Annotated in this window: 15 protein-coding genes; 6 read left to right on the top strand and 9 right to left on the bottom strand. The window is 70.6% G+C overall.

What is annotated here, in order from left to right; all coding sequences use genetic code 11:
* Positions 1 to 20: 20 nt before the first annotated feature.
* The 6 genes from IG86_RS0121870 to IG86_RS0121845 all read right to left on the bottom strand — a co-directional run bounded on the left by IG86_RS0121870 (position 21) and on the right by IG86_RS0121845 (position 5789).
* The gene (locus tag IG86_RS0121870; RefSeq protein ID WP_030831347.1) at positions 21 to 1277 is read right to left on the bottom strand and encodes a cysteine desulfurase; all 1257 of its coding nucleotides are present in this window, start codon (positions 1275 to 1277) and stop codon (positions 21 to 23) included.
* On the bottom strand, positions 1274 to 2041 hold the full coding sequence (gene sufC, locus IG86_RS0121865; RefSeq protein ID WP_030009136.1) for a Fe-S cluster assembly ATPase SufC: 768 nt from the start codon (positions 2039 to 2041) through the stop codon (positions 1274 to 1276). Before sufC ends, IG86_RS0121870 begins: the two co-directional genes overlap by 4 nt.
* Positions 2042 to 2048: 7 nt before the next feature.
* Positions 2049 to 2366, bottom strand: a complete 318-nt coding sequence (locus tag IG86_RS0121860) for a bifunctional 3-phenylpropionate/cinnamic acid dioxygenase ferredoxin subunit (protein WP_030831344.1) — start codon at positions 2364 to 2366, stop codon at positions 2049 to 2051.
* Positions 2366 to 3544, bottom strand: coding sequence for a Fe-S cluster assembly protein SufD (gene sufD, locus IG86_RS0121855; protein WP_030831340.1), 1179 nt, complete (start codon positions 3542 to 3544; stop codon positions 2366 to 2368). Before sufD ends, IG86_RS0121860 begins: the two co-directional genes overlap by 1 nt.
* Before the next feature lie 71 nt (positions 3545 to 3615).
* Entirely contained in the window at positions 3616 to 5031 is a 1416-nt protein-coding gene (gene sufB / locus IG86_RS0121850) for a Fe-S cluster assembly protein SufB (RefSeq protein WP_030831337.1), read from the bottom strand.
* A complete protein-coding gene (locus IG86_RS0121845) occupies positions 5028 to 5789 on the bottom strand; it encodes a helix-turn-helix transcriptional regulator (protein WP_030659938.1) in 762 nt (253 codons plus the stop codon). Before IG86_RS0121845 ends, sufB begins: the two co-directional genes overlap by 4 nt.
* A 358-nt stretch (positions 5790 to 6147) precedes the next feature.
* On the opposite strand from IG86_RS0121845, the gene IG86_RS0121840 reads away from it, so the two are divergent.
* From IG86_RS0121840 to IG86_RS0121825, 4 genes are all read left to right on the top strand, one after another.
* Positions 6148 to 7074, top strand: a complete 927-nt coding sequence (locus IG86_RS0121840) for an ABC transporter ATP-binding protein (RefSeq protein ID WP_030831332.1) — start codon at positions 6148 to 6150, stop codon at positions 7072 to 7074.
* Entirely contained in the window at positions 7071 to 7838 is a 768-nt protein-coding gene (locus tag IG86_RS0121835; RefSeq protein ID WP_030831329.1) for an ABC transporter permease, read from the top strand. The genes IG86_RS0121840 and IG86_RS0121835 overlap by 4 nt, the downstream gene beginning before the upstream one ends.
* 68 nt (positions 7839 to 7906) lie before the next feature.
* Entirely contained in the window at positions 7907 to 9040 is a 1134-nt protein-coding gene (locus IG86_RS0121830) for a hypothetical protein (protein WP_051785321.1), read from the top strand.
* 34 nt (positions 9041 to 9074) lie between these two features.
* The gene (locus IG86_RS0121825; RefSeq protein WP_030831323.1) at positions 9075 to 10034 is read left to right on the top strand and encodes a COX15/CtaA family protein; all 960 of its coding nucleotides are present in this window, start codon (positions 9075 to 9077) and stop codon (positions 10032 to 10034) included.
* Positions 10035 to 10065: 31 nt separating this feature from the next.
* Here IG86_RS0121825 and IG86_RS0121820 read toward each other — a convergent pair whose 3' ends face one another.
* From IG86_RS0121820 to IG86_RS0121810, 3 genes are all read right to left on the bottom strand, one after another.
* Positions 10066 to 11157: an amidohydrolase family protein gene (locus tag IG86_RS0121820; protein WP_030831320.1), complete on the bottom strand. Its 1092-nt coding sequence runs from the start codon at positions 11155 to 11157 to the stop codon at positions 10066 to 10068.
* Between the two features lie 128 nt (positions 11158 to 11285).
* The gene (locus IG86_RS0121815) at positions 11286 to 11645 is read right to left on the bottom strand and encodes a hypothetical protein (protein ID WP_030659949.1); all 360 of its coding nucleotides are present in this window, start codon (positions 11643 to 11645) and stop codon (positions 11286 to 11288) included.
* Between the two features lie 24 nt (positions 11646 to 11669).
* Complete coding sequence (locus IG86_RS0121810; protein ID WP_106981605.1) at positions 11670 to 12617, bottom strand: heme o synthase; 948 nt, start codon at positions 12615 to 12617, stop codon at positions 11670 to 11672.
* Positions 12618 to 12942: 325 nt separating this feature from the next.
* Here IG86_RS0121810 and tkt point away from each other — a divergent pair, with 325 nt between their 5' ends.
* Together tkt and tal are read left to right on the top strand one after the other, a co-directional pair.
* Positions 12943 to 15030, top strand: coding sequence for a transketolase (gene tkt / locus IG86_RS0121805; RefSeq protein WP_030831316.1), 2088 nt, complete (start codon positions 12943 to 12945; stop codon positions 15028 to 15030).
* 33 nt (positions 15031 to 15063) lie between these two features.
* Positions 15064 to 16182: a transaldolase gene (gene tal / locus IG86_RS0121800; protein WP_030831313.1), complete on the top strand. Its 1119-nt coding sequence runs from the start codon at positions 15064 to 15066 to the stop codon at positions 16180 to 16182.
* Positions 16183 to 16185 lie beyond the last annotated feature (3 nt).

Genomic DNA, 16185 nt, shown 5'->3' with positions numbered 1-16185 from the left:
CGTCCTCGTCGCCTCGTCCGTCAGCCGAAGAAGTTCCGTACGTGCTCCAGCCCGTCGATCAGCGCGTCGACATCGGCCGGAGAGGAGTACAGGTAGAAAGACGCTCGCGTCGTCGCCGGAATTCCGTAGCGCAGGCAGACGGGGCGCGCGCAGTGGTGTCCCACGCGGACCGCGATGCCCTGCTCGTCCAGGACCTGGCCGACGTCGTGCGGGTGGATGTCGCCGAGTACGAAGGAGATCGCGGCTCCGCGGTCCTCGGCCGTGGTGGGGCCGATGATCCGCAGGTCGGGCACCTCGGCGAGGCGCTTGATCGCGTACTCGGTGATCGCGTGCTCGTGCGCGGCGATCTTGTCCATGCCGATGGCGGACAGGTAGTCCACGGCCGCACCGAGACCGACGGCCTGGGCGATCGGGGGCGTACCGGCCTCGAACTTGTGCGGCGCCGGGGCGTAGGTCGAGGCGTGCATCGACACGGTCTCGATCATCTCGCCGCCGCCGAGGAACGGAGGCAGGTCCTCCAGCAGCTCCTGGCGGCCCCACAGGACGCCGATGCCGGTCGGGCCGCACATCTTGTGGCCGGTGAAGGCCACGAAGTCGGCGCCGAGCGCCTGCACGTCCAGCGGCATGTGCGGAGCGGCCTGGGAGGCGTCGATCAGCACCAGCGCGCCGACGTCCTGGGCGCGCCGGACGATCGCCTCGACCGGGTTGACCGTGCCCATGATGTTGGAGACCAGCGTGAAGGAGACGATCTTCGTCTTCTCCGTGATGACCTCTTCGATGTTGGACAGGTCGAGCCGGCCGTCGTCGGTGAGGCCGAACCACTTCAGCTTCGCGCCGGTGCGCTGCGAGAGCAGCTGCCACGGCACGATGTTGGAGTGGTGCTCCATCTCCGTGATGGCGATCTCGGTGTCGCGGTCGACCCGGTAGGGCTCGTCCGCCCAGCCGAGCATGTTCGCGACCAGGTTGAGCGACTCCGAGGCGTTCTTGGTGAAGATCACCTCGTCGCGGCTCGGCGCGTTGATGAAGGCGGCGACCTTGTCGCGAGCGCCCTCGTACAGCGCCGTGGCCTCCTCGGCGAGCACGTGCACGCCACGGTGGACGTTGGCGTTGTGCTGCTCGTAGTACTCGTTCAGCGCGTCGAGCACCTGGCGCGGCTTCTGCGAGGTCGCCGCGTTGTCCAGGTAAACGATCTTCTTCCCGTCGTGGACCACACGATCCAGAAGGGGGAAGTCCTTTCGGATCGCCTCGATGTCGAGGAGGCCAGGCAACTGTGTCACGCGGTCGCGCCACCCTTCGTGCTGTACGACTCGTAGCCTTCGGCCTCCAGCTTGTCGGCGAGCTCGGCGCCACCGGACTCGGCGATGCGGCCCTCGGAGAAGACGTGGACGAAGTCGGGCTTGATGTAGCGGAGGATCCGCGTGTAGTGCGTGATCAGCAGCGTGCCGACCTCGCCGGTCGCGCGGACGCGGTTGACGCCCTCGGAGACCTGGCGCAGGGCGTCGACGTCGAGACCGGAGTCGGTCTCGTCGAGGATCGCGATCTTCGGCTTGAGGAGCTCCAGCTGGAGGATCTCGTGGCGCTTCTTCTCACCGCCGGAGAAGCCCTCGTTGACGTTGCGCTCGGCGAAGGCCGGGTCCATCTGGAGCTGCTCCATGGCGGACTTGACCTCCTTCACCCAGGTGCGCAGCTTGGGGGCCTCGCCGCGGATGGCGGTGGCGGAGGTGCGCAGGAAGTTGGAGACCGAGACGCCGGGGACCTCGACCGGGTACTGCATGGCGAGGAAGACGCCGGCGCGGGCGCGCTCGTCGACGGACATCTCCAGGACGTCCTCGCCGTCGAGGGTCACGGTGCCACTGGTGATGGTGTACTTCGGGTGACCGGCCAGGGAGTACGCCAGGGTGGACTTGCCGGAGCCGTTCGGACCCATGATGGCGTGCGTCTCACCCTGCTTGACGGTGAGGTCGACGCCCTTGAGGATCTCGCGGGCGCCGTTCTCGGCCTCGACGGAGACGTGCAGGTCGTGGATTTCAAGCGTTGCCATGGATACCTCAGGACTCCTGGGTGAGGGAGACGAGCACGTCGTCCCCTTCGATCTTTACGGGGTATACGGGAACGGGGCGCGTCGCGGGCAGACCGGAGGGCTTGCCGGTGCGCAGGTCGAAGGCCGACCCGTGCAGCCAGCACTCGATCATGCAGTCCTCGACCTCGCCCTCCGAGAGCGAGACGTTCGCGTGCGAGCAGATGTCGTTGATGGCGAACACCTCCCCGTCGGTGGAGATGATGGACACCGGCGTGCCGTCGAGTTCCACCCGCTTGGGGGTGTTCTCCTCCAGCTCGCTCAGCGCGCAGGCCTTGACGTAGTTCATCAGACGGAACCCTGGAGCTCGGCCTCGATCTTGGAGATCAGGCGCTCCTCGATGTCGTCGACACCGATCTGCTGGACGAGCTCGGCGAAGAAGCCGCGGACGACCAGGCGACGGGCTTCGTCGGCCGGGATGCCGCGGGCCTGCAGGTAGAAGAGCTGCTCGTCGTCGAAGCGGCCGGTGGCGGAGGCGTGGCCGGCGCCGACGATCTCGCCGGTCTCGATCTCCAGGTTCGGCACGGAGTCGACCCGCGCGCCGTCGGTGAGGACGAGGTTGCGGTTCATCTCGTACGTGTCGGTGCCCTCGGCGCTCTTCTCGATGAGCACGTCACCGATCCAGACGGCGTGGGCGTCCTGGCCCTGGAGGGCGCCCTTGTAGACCACGTTCGACTTGCAGTGCGGGGCGTCGTGCGTGACGAGGAGGCGGTGCTCCTGGTGCTGGCCGGCGTCCGTGAAGTACACGCCGAGCATCTCGGCCTCGCCGCCGGGGCCCGCGTAGGTGACGCGCGGGTGGAGGCGGACCAGGTCGCCGCCGAAGGTGACGACCACGGACTTGAAGCTCGCGTCGCGGCCGACGAGGGCGTTGTGCTGCGAGGTGTGGACGGCGGTGTCGTCCCAGTCCTGGACGGACACGAAGGTCACCTTGGCGCCGTCGCCGACGAGGATGTCCACGTTGGCGGCGCGCACGCCGTCGCCGGTGTGGTCGATCACGATGATCGCCTCGGCGAAGGGCTTCACGTCGAAGACGGTGTGGCCGAAGGTCGTGCCGCCCTCGCCGTGCAGGGCGACCCGGATCGGCTCGCCGAGCACGGTCTCCTTGGGCACGGTGATGACCGTGGCCTTGGCGAAGGACGAGAAGGCCTGTGCGGCGACGCGGTCGACGGGGGTGCCGGCCTTGCCGATCCGCTCGTCGCCGCGCTCCACGGACTCGACCGTGACGCCCTCGGGCGCGTCGATCTGGGCCTTCATGGTGCCGTCCGCGACAGCGGTGCCGTCGTGCAGGCCCTTGAGGCGGGCGAGCGGCGTGAAGCGCCACTCCTCCTCGCGGCCGTGCGGAACCGGGAAGTCGGCCACGTCGAAGGACGGGGGCGCACTCATCCGGGTGGCGACGGTGGACTCTGCGGCCACCGCGATCGCGCCGGCGGTGGTGGAGCCCGCCGGAATGTTCTGAGCCTCAGCCATGGCTGTCGTGTTGCTCTCTTCCTACGTCTACAGAATCGTCGCTGTGCTGCGGTACGGGGGCGTTCGGCGGGTCAGCCGACCGAGCCCTCCATCTGCAGCTCGATCAGCCGGTTGAGCTCCAGCGCGTACTCCATGGGCAGCTCCTTCGCGATCGGCTCGACGAAGCCGCGCACGATCATGGCCATGGCCTCGAACTCGGTGAGGCCGCGCTGCATCAGGTAGAAGAGCTGGTCGTCGGAGACCTTGGAGACGGTGGCCTCGTGGCCCATCGTCACGTCGTCCTCGCGGACGTCCACGTACGGGTACGTGTCCGAGCGGGAGATGGTGTCCACGAGCAGCGCGTCGCACAGGACGTTGGACTTCGAGCCGGCTGCGCCCTCGCCGATCTCGACCAGACCGCGGTAGGAGGTGCGGCCACCGCCACGGGCCACCGACTTGGAGACGATGTTCGAGGAGGTGTTGGGCGCCATGTGGACCATCTTGGAGCCGGCGTCCTGGTGCTGGCCCTCGCCCGCGAAGGCGATGGACAGGGTCTCGCCCTTGGCGTGCTCGCCCATCAGGTAGACGGCCGGGTACTTCATGGTGACCTTGGAGCCGATGTTGCCGTCGATCCACTCCATGGTCGCGCCCTCGTACGCCACGGCGCGCTTGGTGACCAGGTTGTAGACGTTGTTCGACCAGTTCTGGATCGTCGTGTAGCGGCAGCGGCCGCCCTTCTTCACGATGATCTCGACGACGGCGCTGTGCAGCGAGTCCGAGGAGTAGATCGGGGCGGTGCAGCCCTCGACGTAGTGGACGTAGGCGTCCTCGTCGACGATGATCAGCGTCCGCTCGAACTGGCCCATGTTCTCCGTGTTGATACGGAAGTAGGCCTGGAGCGGGATGTCCACGTGGACACCCTTGGGGACGTAGATGAACGAGCCGCCGGACCACACCGCGGTGTTCAGCGAGGCGAACTTGTTGTCGCCGACCGGGATGACCGTGCCGAAGTACTCCTGGAAGAGCTCCGGGTGCTCCTTGAGCGCGGTGTCCGTGTCGAGGAAGATCACGCCCTGCTCCTCCAGGTCCTCGCGGATCTGGTGGTAGACGACCTCGGACTCGTACTGGGCCGCGACACCGGCGACGAGGCGCTGCTTCTCCGCCTCCGGGATGCCGAGCTTGTCGTAGGTGTTCTTGATGTCCTCGGGCAGTTCCTCCCAGGAAGCGGCCTGCTTCTCGGTGGAGCGCACGAAGTACTTGATGTTGTTGAAGTCGATGCCCGAGAGGTCGGAGCCCCACATCGGCATGGGCTTCTTGTCGAAGAGCTTGAGGCCCTTGAGGCGGAGGTTCAGCATCCACTCCGGCTCGGACTTCTTCGCCGAGATGTCGCGGACGACGTCCTCGGACAGACCCCGCTTGGCAGCGGCACCGGCCGCGTCGGAGTCGGCCCAGCCGTATTCATAGGTGCCCAGGCCATCGAGCTCAGGGTGAGCGGTCTCCGTGGTCATGCGGGGTTCCTCCCGGCCGTACTTGCAGATACTGATGTGTCGGTCTGTGTGGTGCCCGCGCTTCGCGGAATGAACGTCGTGCACACTCCGTCGCCATGGGCGATCGTGGCGAGGCGCTGCACGTGCGTCCCGAGCAGGCGCGAGAAGACCTCGGTCTCCGCCTCGCAGAGCTGCGGGAACTGCTCGGCCACGTGGGCGACCGGGCAGTGGTGCTGGCAGAGCTGTTCACCGCTGTGCGGACCGGGAGCGCTCTTCGCCGTAGCAGCGTACCCGTCCTGCGTCAACGCCTTGGCAAGGGCCTCCGTGCGGCCCTCGGGGGCGGCCGCCTCGACGGCTTCCCGGTAGGCCTGCGCCTGCGATTCCATCCGCGACCGGGCGAAGGCGGCGACGGCCGCCTCGCCCTGTTCGCCGCCGCCGACGGACTGCGCGATCCAGCGCAGGGCGTCCGCGGCGAGCTTGTCGTAGGACTGGTCGAAGGCGTCGCGGCCGCAGTCGGTGAGCGCGAAGACCTTGGCGGGCCGACCCCGGGTCCGCGCTCCGTACACGCGCTGCTCACGGGCTTCGACCACGTCGTCGGCGACGAGCGTGTCGAGGTGGCGGCGGACGGCGGCCTGGGTGAGGCCGAGGCGCTGGGCGAGGTCGGCGACGGTGGACGGGCCGTGGTCCAGGATCGAGCGCGCCACGCGGTTGCGGGTTGACCGCTCCCCGGTGGCGAGCTCCCCCTGGGGGGCCTCGTTCTGCCGTTCGCCGTATTTCACAACGCCATTGTTGCGTAATTAACCGAGCCCGGACAAGCCGTGACGGAGGCCACCCCTGGTGGCCTCCATCACTAAGGGTTACCTTATTTATCGACGGAGAGTTATTCGGAGGGACTTATTCCACTCACCCTGCGAGCACCCCGCCCCACCGGATTCCCGGCCCCCACCAGCACTCATGCGCCCACGGCCGCTCCTGGCGCCCCGAACGCCGCGTTCCATAAAAGATCACCGAAACCGGATGGGCCGCCCAGGACCACCGGACTGAAAAAAGCCGATTCCGCGACCGGGCGTTCGAATAAACCGGCCCTCAGGACCCGGGACCCGGGACCCGCCCCGCGGCTCCGTAGACTCACCCACCATGAGCAACGACCCCGCCGTGGAGATCCGCGGACTGGTGAAGCGGTACGGCGCCAAGACCGCGGTGGACGGACTGGACCTCACCGTCCGCAGGGCCTCCGTCACCGCGGTACTCGGTCCCAACGGCGCGGGCAAGACGACCACGGTGGAGACCTGCGAGGGCTACCACCGCCCCGACGCCGGCACCGTCCGCGTCCTCGGCCTCGACCCGGTCGCCCGGGCGGAGGCCCTGCGCCCGCGGATCGGCGTGATGCTCCAGTCCGGAGGCGTGTACTCCGGGGCCCGCGCCGTCGAGATGCTGCGCCACATGGCCAAGCTGTACGCCGACCCGCTCGATCCGGACACCCTGGTGGAACGCCTCGGACTCGGCGGCTGCGGCCGCACCCCCTACCGACGGCTCTCCGGCGGCCAGCAGCAGCGCCTCGCCCTGGCCATGGCCGTCGTGGGCCGCCCCGAGCTGGTCTTCCTCGACGAGCCCACCGCCGGCCTCGACCCGCAGGCCCGCCGCGCCACCTGGGACCTCGTACGGGAACTGCGCGCCGACGGGGTCACCGTCGTCCTCACCACCCACCACATGGACGAGGCCGAGCAGCTCTCGGACGAGGTCGCCATCGTGGACGCGGGCCGGGTCATCGCCCACGGCAGCCCCGAGCAGCTGTGCCGCGGCGGCGCCGAGAACACCCTGCGCTTCACCGGCCGCCCCTCCCTGGACCTCGCCTCGCTGCTGAAGGCCCTGCCCGACGGCACCCAGGCGGCCGAGGTCGCCCCGGGCGTCTACCGGGTGACCGGCGAGGTCGACCCGCAGCTGCTGGCCACCGTCGCCTCCTGGTGCGCGCAGAACGGCGTGATGCCGGACAGCCTCGCGGTGGAACGGCACACCCTCGAAGACGTCTTCCTCGAACTGACCGGTAAGGAGCTGCGCGCATGAGCGCCGGTACGTTCGCCCCCCGCCCGGGGGCCGCGCCCGTGTCCCGCATGATCCTCGCCCAGACGGCGCTGGAGACGCGGATGCTGCTGCGCAACGGCGAGCAGCTGCTCCTGACCGTGATCATCCCGGCGCTGCTCCTGGTGCTGTTCTCCGCCGTCGACATCGTCGACACGGGCGCCGGGAAGTCGGTGGACTTCCTCGCCCCCGGCATCCTGGCGCTCGCCGTGATGTCGACCGCCTTCACCGGCCAGGCCATCGCCACCGGCTTCGACCGCCGCTACGGGGTGCTCAAGCGACTCGGGGCCTCCCCGCTGCCGCGCTGGGCGCTGATGGCCGCCAAGACCCTCTCGGTGCTGGTCACCGAGGTGCTGCAGATCGCCCTGCTGACGGTGATCGCCCTCGCCCTGGGCTGGTCCCCGCAGGGCGATCCGCTGTCGGTCGCCGTGCTGGTGCTGCTGGGCACCGCCGCCTTCTCCGGGCTCGGCCTGCTGATGGCGGGCACGCTCAAGGCCGAGGCCACGCTGGCCGCCGCCAACCTGGTCTTCCTGCTGCTGCTGGTCGGCGGCGGGGTGATCGTGCCCCTCGACAAGTTCCCCGAGGCGGCGCAGTCCGTCCTGGGACTGCTGCCGATCTCGGCCCTGTCCGACGGGCTGCGCGAGGTGCTCCGCAACGGGGCCGTGCTGCCGTGGGGTGACGCGGCCGTCCTGACGGCCTGGTCCGTACTCGGTCTGGGCGCCGCCGCGCGGCTCTTCCGCTGGGAATGAAACCCTTTCCCTCGCGGCGCCGCAGCCGGGAGGATGGGCGCCTCCACACATGAAGCCGGGGGGCGGACATGGTGCAGCGGGAGGCCGTTCTTCGGCTGGACGACCAATGGGCGCGGGTGCGGGCGGGGGCCGCGGGGACGGATCCGACGGCGCGCGAGGGGCTCCTGGACGAGCTGATCGGCGCCCTGCGCACGCTCCCGGACGACCCCGAGTGCACCGCCCTGCTCGGGCTGCGCCTCGCCGACCGGGCCGCCCTGCGGTTCGCCGCGGGGGACCGCGCGGGCGCCCTCGCCACCATCGAGGAGGGCCTGCGCAGCTCCGAACGCGCCGCCCGGCACACCCCGGAGTACGCCCGCTGGTACGCCCGCGGGCTGATCAACCACGGGGTGTGGCTGGCCTGGCCGCTGAGCGACGCGGACCGGCTGCCCAGGCACCCGCTGGGTCCGGCCGCCGGCGACGGCCCGAGCGCCATGGAGCGGGCCGCCGGTGAGCGGGCCCGCGATCTGACCCGTACCGCGGTGGAGGTGTGGGCGGGACTGGACCAGGCCGATCCGGTCAACCGGCGCGGCCTCGCCCAGGCCAAGGTGTTCCTCGGGGACCGCCTCGCCGAGCTGGGCTCCACCGAGGACGCGGTGGCCTGGGCCGTGGACGCGGAGTCCGACTTCCGGCAGCTGCTCCTGGCGGACCCCGGCGCGGAGCAGGCCGAGGCCGCCGAGGAGGCCCTCGACCACATCGGCCGCCAGCTGGAACTGCGTCTGCGCTACCTGGCCTTCGACGAACTGGTCGGCCTGCGCACCCGGGGGCTGCTGCCCGAACGGCTGCTGCCCCGGGCCGTGGTGGCCGCCCGCATCCGGTCGGTGGCGGAGCCCGAGATCGCGGCCCGGCTGCACCTCGACGCCGAACAGGTGCGCACGATGCTGGAGGTCACGCCGTGGCTCGCGGTGTGGCGCTTCGACGTCCGAGGCCCTGAGGGACTGTGGAACGCACTCCCCCATCCCTGGCACAGCGCCACAGAAGTGAGGAACCGGACAGCGGAGGACGTAGCGGGCGAATTAGTGCGCGGGTTCACGAGCTCGCCGGACTACCCGGGCGACGCGGCGCATTGGCGCGTCCTCCTGTGGTGGCAGGAGGAGGGCGACCCCGCCGGAGCCCGGTTCCGGCTGCTCGCCGGCCCCGACGCACCGTCCCCCACCCCCTCGTGAAACTTTGCACAAGGGGTCGCCTACGATATGGGGCGTGTTGAACCCCCTCGCATACATCGCCAGCCGCTGGACTCCGTCACCCCGGATCGTCCGGCGGGCCGCGCTCGCCGCGCTCTTCATGAGCGTGGCCATCGTCGTCACCGGCGGCGCGGTGCGGCTGACCGGATCCGGTCTCGGCTGCGACACCTGGCCCAAGTGCACCGACGACAGCCTGATCGTGACGCAGGAGCAGGGCTTCCACGGCGCCGTCGAATTCGGCAACCGGATGCTGACGTACGTGCTCTGCGCCGCCGTCGGCTGGGTGATCGTCGCGGCCCGCTCGGCCGAGCCCTGGCGCCGCTCGCTGACGAAGCTCGGCTGGATCCAGTTCGCCATCGTGATGTGCAACGCCGTGCTCGGCGGCATCACCGTCATGACGGGCCTCAACCCGTACAGCGTGGCGGGGCACTTCCTGCTCGCCACCACGCTGATCGCCGTGACGACCGTCACCTGGCAGCGCGTCGGCGAGGGCGACACCGCCCCCCGCCCGCGCGTCCCCGGCCCGGTCCGCAAGCTGTCGTGGGCGCTGATCACCACCACCCTCGTGCTGATCGCCGCGGGCACGGTGGTCACCGGTTCCGGCCCGCACGCCGGCGACAGCAGCGAGATCAAGCGGATGCCGTTCGACTGGGAGGCGACCGCGCACGTGCACGCGATCGCCGCCTGGGTGGTCTGCGCGCTCGCCGTCGCGATGTGGCTGGTGCTGCGCGTCGTCGACGCCCCCGTCGACACCCGGGCCCGTGCCCGCGACCTGCTTCTGGTGCTGCTCGCCCAGGGCGGCATCGGCTACGTGCAGTTCTTCACCGACGTGCCCGAGGTCCTCGTCGCCGTGCACATGCTGGGCTCCTGCCTGGTGTGGATCGCGGTGCTCCGGCTCACCCTGAGCCTGCGCGAGCGGCCGTCGGACGAGGCGGGGATCCCCGCACCGGGCGACGCCCAGCTCTCCTCCGTCTGAGCCGGCCGGGCCGCAGGCCCCCGGACCGGCCTCACGGCCGGTCCAGCCGGTAGACGCGGCGGGCGTTGCCCGCCGCGACCATGGCCGCCACCCGGTTCGCGTCCCGCCAGGACCAGGACCCCTCGGCGACCCAGCCGCCCAGCACCCGGGCCAGTGCCTCCCGGAACACCAGGGCGCCCACCGCGTGCAGTTCGGGCAGCCGGCGTCCCCCGCTGGAGAACAGCAGCTTCCCGAACGGCGCGAGCTCCAGCAGCTCGGCCAGGACCGCCGCGGCCCGCGCCCCCGTCCGCCCGAGGCCCGCGCCCGCGTCGGCGTAGACGTGCGGGAAGGCCTCCGCGAGCCGCGCCGCGTGCCGGTGGTGCGGATATCCGCCGAGCAGCACCAGGCGCGTGCCCGGCCCCGCCGTGGCCCGTACGAACCCGGTCAGCGCCGAGGGATCCCCCGTACCCGTGTGCAGCTGGAGCGGCAGCCCGGACGCCACCGCGCTCCAGAGCAGGTGCCGCAGGAGTACCGGGTCCCGTAGCGCCCCACCGCGCGATCGCCCGGCCAGCCACCGTCCGGCCGCCCCGCGCACCTCCCCCGGACCGGGCGGATCGGGATCGAGGAGCGGGCCGTCCGCGGGGCCCGTGGCGCAGGAGAAGGCGGCGGCCCCGGCGGCGGCGTGGTGCACGGCCTCGGCGAGATTGGCGAGGAAGGCGGCCACCGTCCCGGAGGTGTCGGCGACCTGTTCGGCCAGTAACTCCAGCCGGACCGTCTCGAAGGCCTCGGCGTCGGCGGCGAGCGCCATGTCCTTGGGGCCGGTGAGGTCCCCGGTCCCGGTCGTACCGGTGTCGACCAGGTAGGCGGCGACCCCGGACCCGCGCAGCAGCCGCCGCGCGGACTCGGCCGGGCCCAGCTCGCGGCGCCTGGCCAGATAGCGGGCGGGGGCGGCGTGCGGCTCCAGCCCCAGCAGCGGCGGACACCACCGGCGGACGGCGAAGCCGGTCTGGGTGTCGAAGAAGGTCGTGCCCGCGGCGGGCGGGCCGGCCGAGTGGATCAGCTGGGCCTCGAAGGTGCCCAGGCCCAGCTCCGTACGGAGGACCCCGTGGCAGGACTGGTCCACCAGGGGCGGCGTTTCGATCATCCGGGCATCCCGTTGCGGACGTGGGGAAGGCGCTTCCACACGTCCTAACGGGTGAGCGGGGTGTGAGGTGTTGCTCGGGCTGTTGACCGAGCCCGCACTCCGGTCCCCGGACGCCGGTCCGGGGGCGGTCAGGCCGCCGGGTTCTCGGATCCGCCGAGCTGGATGCCCGCCATCCGGGACCACTCGTACGGGCCGGTCCGCACGCGCGCGGCGAACTCCCCGTCGAACTCCTCGTGGAGGGTCAGCCCGGCCTTCTCCGCGGCGAGCTGCGCCACCGCGAAGGTCGGGGCCACCAGGTCGCCCCAGCCACCGTCCGTGCCCACGAGCACGATGCGGGTGCCGGCCTGGCCGATGTGGGCGAGCTGGCCCTCGGCGCCGCCGTGCTGCTTGGCGAAGGCGCCGATCTGCTTGGCCAGCTTCGCGGCCGTACGGTCCTGCTTCTTGTCCGCGGCGCCTGCGGCGGCCGCGCTGTCTGCGGTGTCTCCCATGGAAGCCATGCTACCGGCGAGTAATCAACGGAGGAAGGGATCCACGGCCACCGCCACGAACAGCAGCGACACATAGGTGATCGACCAGTGGAACAGGCGCATCTCCTTGAGCTTCGCGCCCGTCACGCCCGACTTGGCCCGCGCGTGCAGCGCGTGCGCCTCCCACAGCCACCAGCCGCCGGCCAGCAGCGCGACCGAGGTGTAGAACCAGCCGGTGTACCCCAGCGGGGTCAGCAGCAGCGAGACGCCGACCATCACCCAGCTGTAGAGCACGATCTGGCGCGCCACGACCTTGTTGCCCGCGACGACGGGGAGCATCGGCACCCCGACGCGCGCGTAGTCGTCGGCCACCTTCATCGACAGCGGCCAGTAGTGCGGCGGCGTCCAGAAGAAGATGACGAGGAAGAGGATGACCGCGGCCCAGGAGACCTCGTTGCGGACGGCGGACCAGCCGATGAGCACCGGCAGGCAGCCCGCGATGCCGCCCCAGACGATGTTCTGGGTCGTGCGCCGCTTCAGCAGCATCGTGTAGACGACGACGTAGAAGAGGAGCGCCCCGAGGGACAGCGCCGCCGACAGCCAGTTGACGAGCAGCCCGAAGAACAAGGTGGAGACCACGCCCAGCGTGATGCCGAAGACCAGGCATTCCCGCGGGCTGACCATGCCGGTCACCAGCGGGCGCTGCGAGGTGCGGTCCATCAGCGCGTCGATGTCGCGGTCGATGTACATGTTCAGCGCGTTCGCGCCGCCCGCGGACAGGTATCCGCCGACGCAGGTCACCAGGACCAGCCACAGCGACGGAACGCCCTGCTCCGCGAGGAACATCACCGGCACTGTGGTGATCAGCAGAAGTTCGATGATCCGCGGCTTGGTCAATGCCACGAAAGCCATGACGCGGGTCCCGAACGGCCGGTGACCGGGGCTCGTCCCGAGCACCCCCGCTGGACGGGATTCGACGGCCGTCACGCACACCCCTGAGAGAGAATCCAGCAAGCTCCGACTCGGGCCGTTCACAACATGAAGGCCCGGTTAAGGCTTGCGCGTACCACGCCACTGTAGACGTTGCGCTTACGTCGCCCCGCGCCGGGGTCGCCTCGTGTTGAGCCGATCGGACCGTGCATACATACGGGGGACGAGACCGCCCGCGCCCCCGTGGCCGGGTGAACGCGGGCCGGCGGCGCGGTGACGGACCGCCTGCACTCGAATAGCTGCACGCCGTTGCGGGGGTAGGCTCGGAATCGCCGGTGCACCGTTCGTCACCGGGATACAAACATGTGGAGAGGAGCCCTGACCCACGGTGAGCACCAAGCCGACCACCACAGAGCTCGAGTGGACCGAACTGGACCAGCGGGCCGTCGACACCGCCCGGATCCTGGCCGCTGACGCGGTCCAGAAGGTCGGAAACGGCCACCCCGGTACGGCGATGAGCCTGGCCCCCGCCGCCTACACCCTCTTCCAGAAGGTGATGCGGCACGACCCGGCGGACCCCGAGTGGGTGGGCCGCGACCGTTTCGTGCTCTCCGCGGGGCACTCGTCCCTGACCCTCTACACCCAGCTGTACCTGGGCGGGTTCGGGCTGGAACTGGACGACCTGAAGTCGTTCCGCACCTGGGGCTCCAAGACCCCGGGCCACCCGGAGTACGGCCACACGATCGGCGTCGAGACCACCACCGGCCCCCTCGGCCAGGGTGTCGCCAACGCGGTGGGCATGGCCATGGCCGCCCGCTACGAGCGCGGTCTCTTCGACCCGCAGGCCGCCCCGGGCACCTCCCCGTTCGACCACATGGTCTACGCGATCGCGGGCGACGGCTGCCTCCAGGAGGGCATCTCCCACGAGGCGTCCGCACTGGCCGGCCACCAGAAGCTGGGCAACCTGGTCCTGCTGTGGGACGACAACCACATCTCCATCGAGGGTGACACGGAGACCGCCGTCTCCGAGGACACCCTCAAGCGCTACGAGGCGTACGGCTGGCACGTCCAGCGCGTCGAGCAGCAGGAGAACGGCGACCTCGACCCGAAGGCGCTCTTCGCCGCGCTCCAGGCCGCCAAGGCCGTCACGGACCGCCCGTCCTTCATCGCGGCCCGCTCGATCATCGCCTGGCCCGCCCCGCACGCCCAGAACACCGAGGCCGCCCACGGCTCGGCGCTCGGCGACGACGAGGTCGCGGCCACCAAGCGCGTGCTCGGCTTCGACCCGGAGCAGACCTTCGAGGTCTCCGACGAGGTCATCGCCCACACCCGCAAGGCCCTGGACCGCGGCCGCGAGGCCAAGGCCGCCTGGGAGAAGGACTTCTCCGCCTGGCGCACCGCCAACCCCGAGCGCGCCGCCGAGTTCGACCGCGTCAACGCCAACGAGCTGCCCGCGGGGTGGGAGGACGAGCTCCCCGTCTTCGAGACCGGTAAGGGCGTCGCCACCCGCGCCGCGTCCGGCAAGGTCCTGCAGGCGCTCGGCGCGGTCATCCCGGAGCTGTGGGGCGGCTCGGCCGACCTGGCCGGCTCCAACAACACCACCATCGACAAGGACTCCTCGTTCCTGCCGGTGGGCAACCCGCTGCCGGAAGCGGACCCGTACGGCCGCACCATCCACTTCGGCATCCGCGAGCACGCCATGGCCGCGGCCATGAACGGCATCGCGCTGCACGGCCACACCCGCATCTACGGCGGCACCTTCCTGGTGTTCTCCGACTACATGCGCAACGCCGTGCGCCTGTCCGCGCTGATGCACCTGCCGGTGACCTACGTGTGGACGCACGACTCCATCGGCCTCGGCGAGGACGGCCCGACCCACCAGCCGGTCGAGCACCTCGCCTCGCTGCGCGCCATCCCGGGCCTGAACATCGTCCGCCCGGCCGACGCGAACGAGACCGCCATCGCCTGGCGCGAGATCCTGCGCCGCCACACCAAGGTCTTCGGCAAGGGTGCCCCGCACGGCCTCGCGCTGACCCGCCAGGGCGTGCCGACCTACGAGCGCAACGAGGCCGCCGCCAAGGGCGGGTACGTCCTGTTCGAGGCCGAGGGCGGCCCGGCGCAGGTCGTCCTCATCGGCACCGGCTCCGAGGTGCACGTGGCCGTCGAGGCCCGCGAGCAGCTCCAGGCCCAGGGCGTCCCGACCCGGGTCGTCTCGATGCCGTCGGTCGAGTGGTTCGAGGAGCAGGGCCAGGAGTACAAGGACAGCGTCCTGCCGCCGTCGGTCAAGGCGCGCGTCGCGGTCGAGGCGGGCATCGGCCTGACCTGGCACCGCTACGTCGGCGACGCCGGCCGGATCGTGTCGCTGGAGCACTTCGGTGCCTCCGCCGACGCGAAGGTGCTCTTCCGCGAGTTCGGCTTCACCCCCGAGAACGTGGTGGCCGCCGCCCAGGAATCCCTCGCCGCCGCCGCGCGCTGACGCCGCACGCAACCAAGTAGGAGATGTAATCCCATGACAGACGCACTCAAGCGCCTCTCCGACGAAGGCGTCGCGATCTGGCTGGACGACCTGTCCCGCAAGCGCATCACGTCCGGCAACCTGGCCGAGCTCATCGACCAGTCGCACGTGGTCGGTGTCACCACCAACCCGGCGATCTTCCAGAAGGCGATCAGCGGCGGCGAGGGCTACGAGCAGCAGCTCACCGACCTCGCGACCCGCAAGGTCACCGTGGAAGAGGCCCTGCGCATGATCACGACGGCGGACGTCAGGGACGCCGCCGACATCCTGCGCCCGGTCTACGACCGCACCGACGGCCAGGACGGCCGTGTCTCCATCGAGGTCGACCCCCGTCTGGCCCACGACACCGCGGCGACCGTCGCCGAGGCCAAGCAGCTCGCCTGGCTGGTGGACCGCCCGAACACGCTCATCAAGATCCCGGCGACCAAGGCCGGCCTGCCGGCGATCACCGAGGTCATCGGCAAGGGCATCAGCGTCAACGTCACGCTGATCTTCTCGCTGGAGCGCTACCGCGAGGTCATGGACGCGTACCTGGCGGGTCTGGAGAAGGCCAAGGCCTCCGGCCTGGACCTCTCCCTGATCCACTCGGTCGCCTCCTTCTTCGTGTCCCGCGTGGACAGCGAGATCGACAAGCGCCTGGACGCCGTCGGCACCGACGAGGCGAAGGCCCTCAAGGGCAAGGCGGCGCTCGCCAACGCCCGTCTGGCCTACGAGGCCTACGAGGAGGTCTTCTCCTCGGACCGCTGGACCGCCCTGGAGCGCGCCGGAGCCAACAAGCAGCGTGCGCTGTGGGCCTCGACGGGCGTCAAGGACCCGGCGTACAAGGACACCCTGTACGTGGACGACCTGGTCGCCCCGAACACGGTGAACACCATGCCGGAGGCCACCCTGGAGGCCACCGCGGACCACGGCCAGATCACCGGTGACACCGTCCGCGGCACCTACGGCCAGGCCCGCGCCGAGCTCGACGCGGTCGCGAAGCTGGGCATCTCGTACGACGATGTCGTTCAGCTGCTGGAAGACGAGGGCGTCGAGAAGTTCGAGGCGTCCTGGAACGACCTGCTGAAGTCGACCGAGGCGGAGCTTGAGCGCCTCGCCCCCACGGAGGCCTGAACA

The organism is Streptomyces virginiae (genome assembly GCF_000720455.1).
Lineage (GTDB): Bacteria > Actinomycetota > Actinomycetes > Streptomycetales > Streptomycetaceae > Streptomyces > Streptomyces virginiae.
The sequence above is the reverse complement of the archived record's forward strand: the minus strand, read 5'-3'. Positions and strand labels throughout refer to the sequence as shown.

Coding starts and splice junctions, on each gene's coding strand:
- sufC (WP_030009136.1), bottom strand. CDS start 2,041: ATGGCAACGCTTGAAATCCACGACCTGCACGTCTCCGTCGAGGCCGAG.
- tal (WP_030831313.1), top strand. CDS start 15,064: ATGACAGACGCACTCAAGCGCCTCTCCGACGAAGGCGTCGCGATCTGG.
- sufB (WP_030831337.1), bottom strand. CDS start 5,031: ATGACCACGGAGACCGCTCACCCTGAGCTCGATGGCCTGGGCACCTAT.
- IG86_RS0121840 (WP_030831332.1), top strand. CDS start 6,148: ATGAGCAACGACCCCGCCGTGGAGATCCGCGGACTGGTGAAGCGGTAC.
- IG86_RS0121835 (WP_030831329.1), top strand. CDS start 7,071: ATGAGCGCCGGTACGTTCGCCCCCCGCCCGGGGGCCGCGCCCGTGTCC.
- sufD (WP_030831340.1), bottom strand. CDS start 3,544: ATGGCTGAGGCTCAGAACATTCCGGCGGGCTCCACCACCGCCGGCGCG.
- IG86_RS0121860 (WP_030831344.1), bottom strand. CDS start 2,366: ATGAACTACGTCAAGGCCTGCGCGCTGAGCGAGCTGGAGGAGAACACC.
- IG86_RS0121815 (WP_030659949.1), bottom strand. CDS start 11,645: ATGGGAGACACCGCAGACAGCGCGGCCGCCGCAGGCGCCGCGGACAAG.
- IG86_RS0121830 (WP_051785321.1), top strand. CDS start 7,907: ATGGTGCAGCGGGAGGCCGTTCTTCGGCTGGACGACCAATGGGCGCGG.
- IG86_RS0121820 (WP_030831320.1), bottom strand. CDS start 11,157: ATGATCGAAACGCCGCCCCTGGTGGACCAGTCCTGCCACGGGGTCCTC.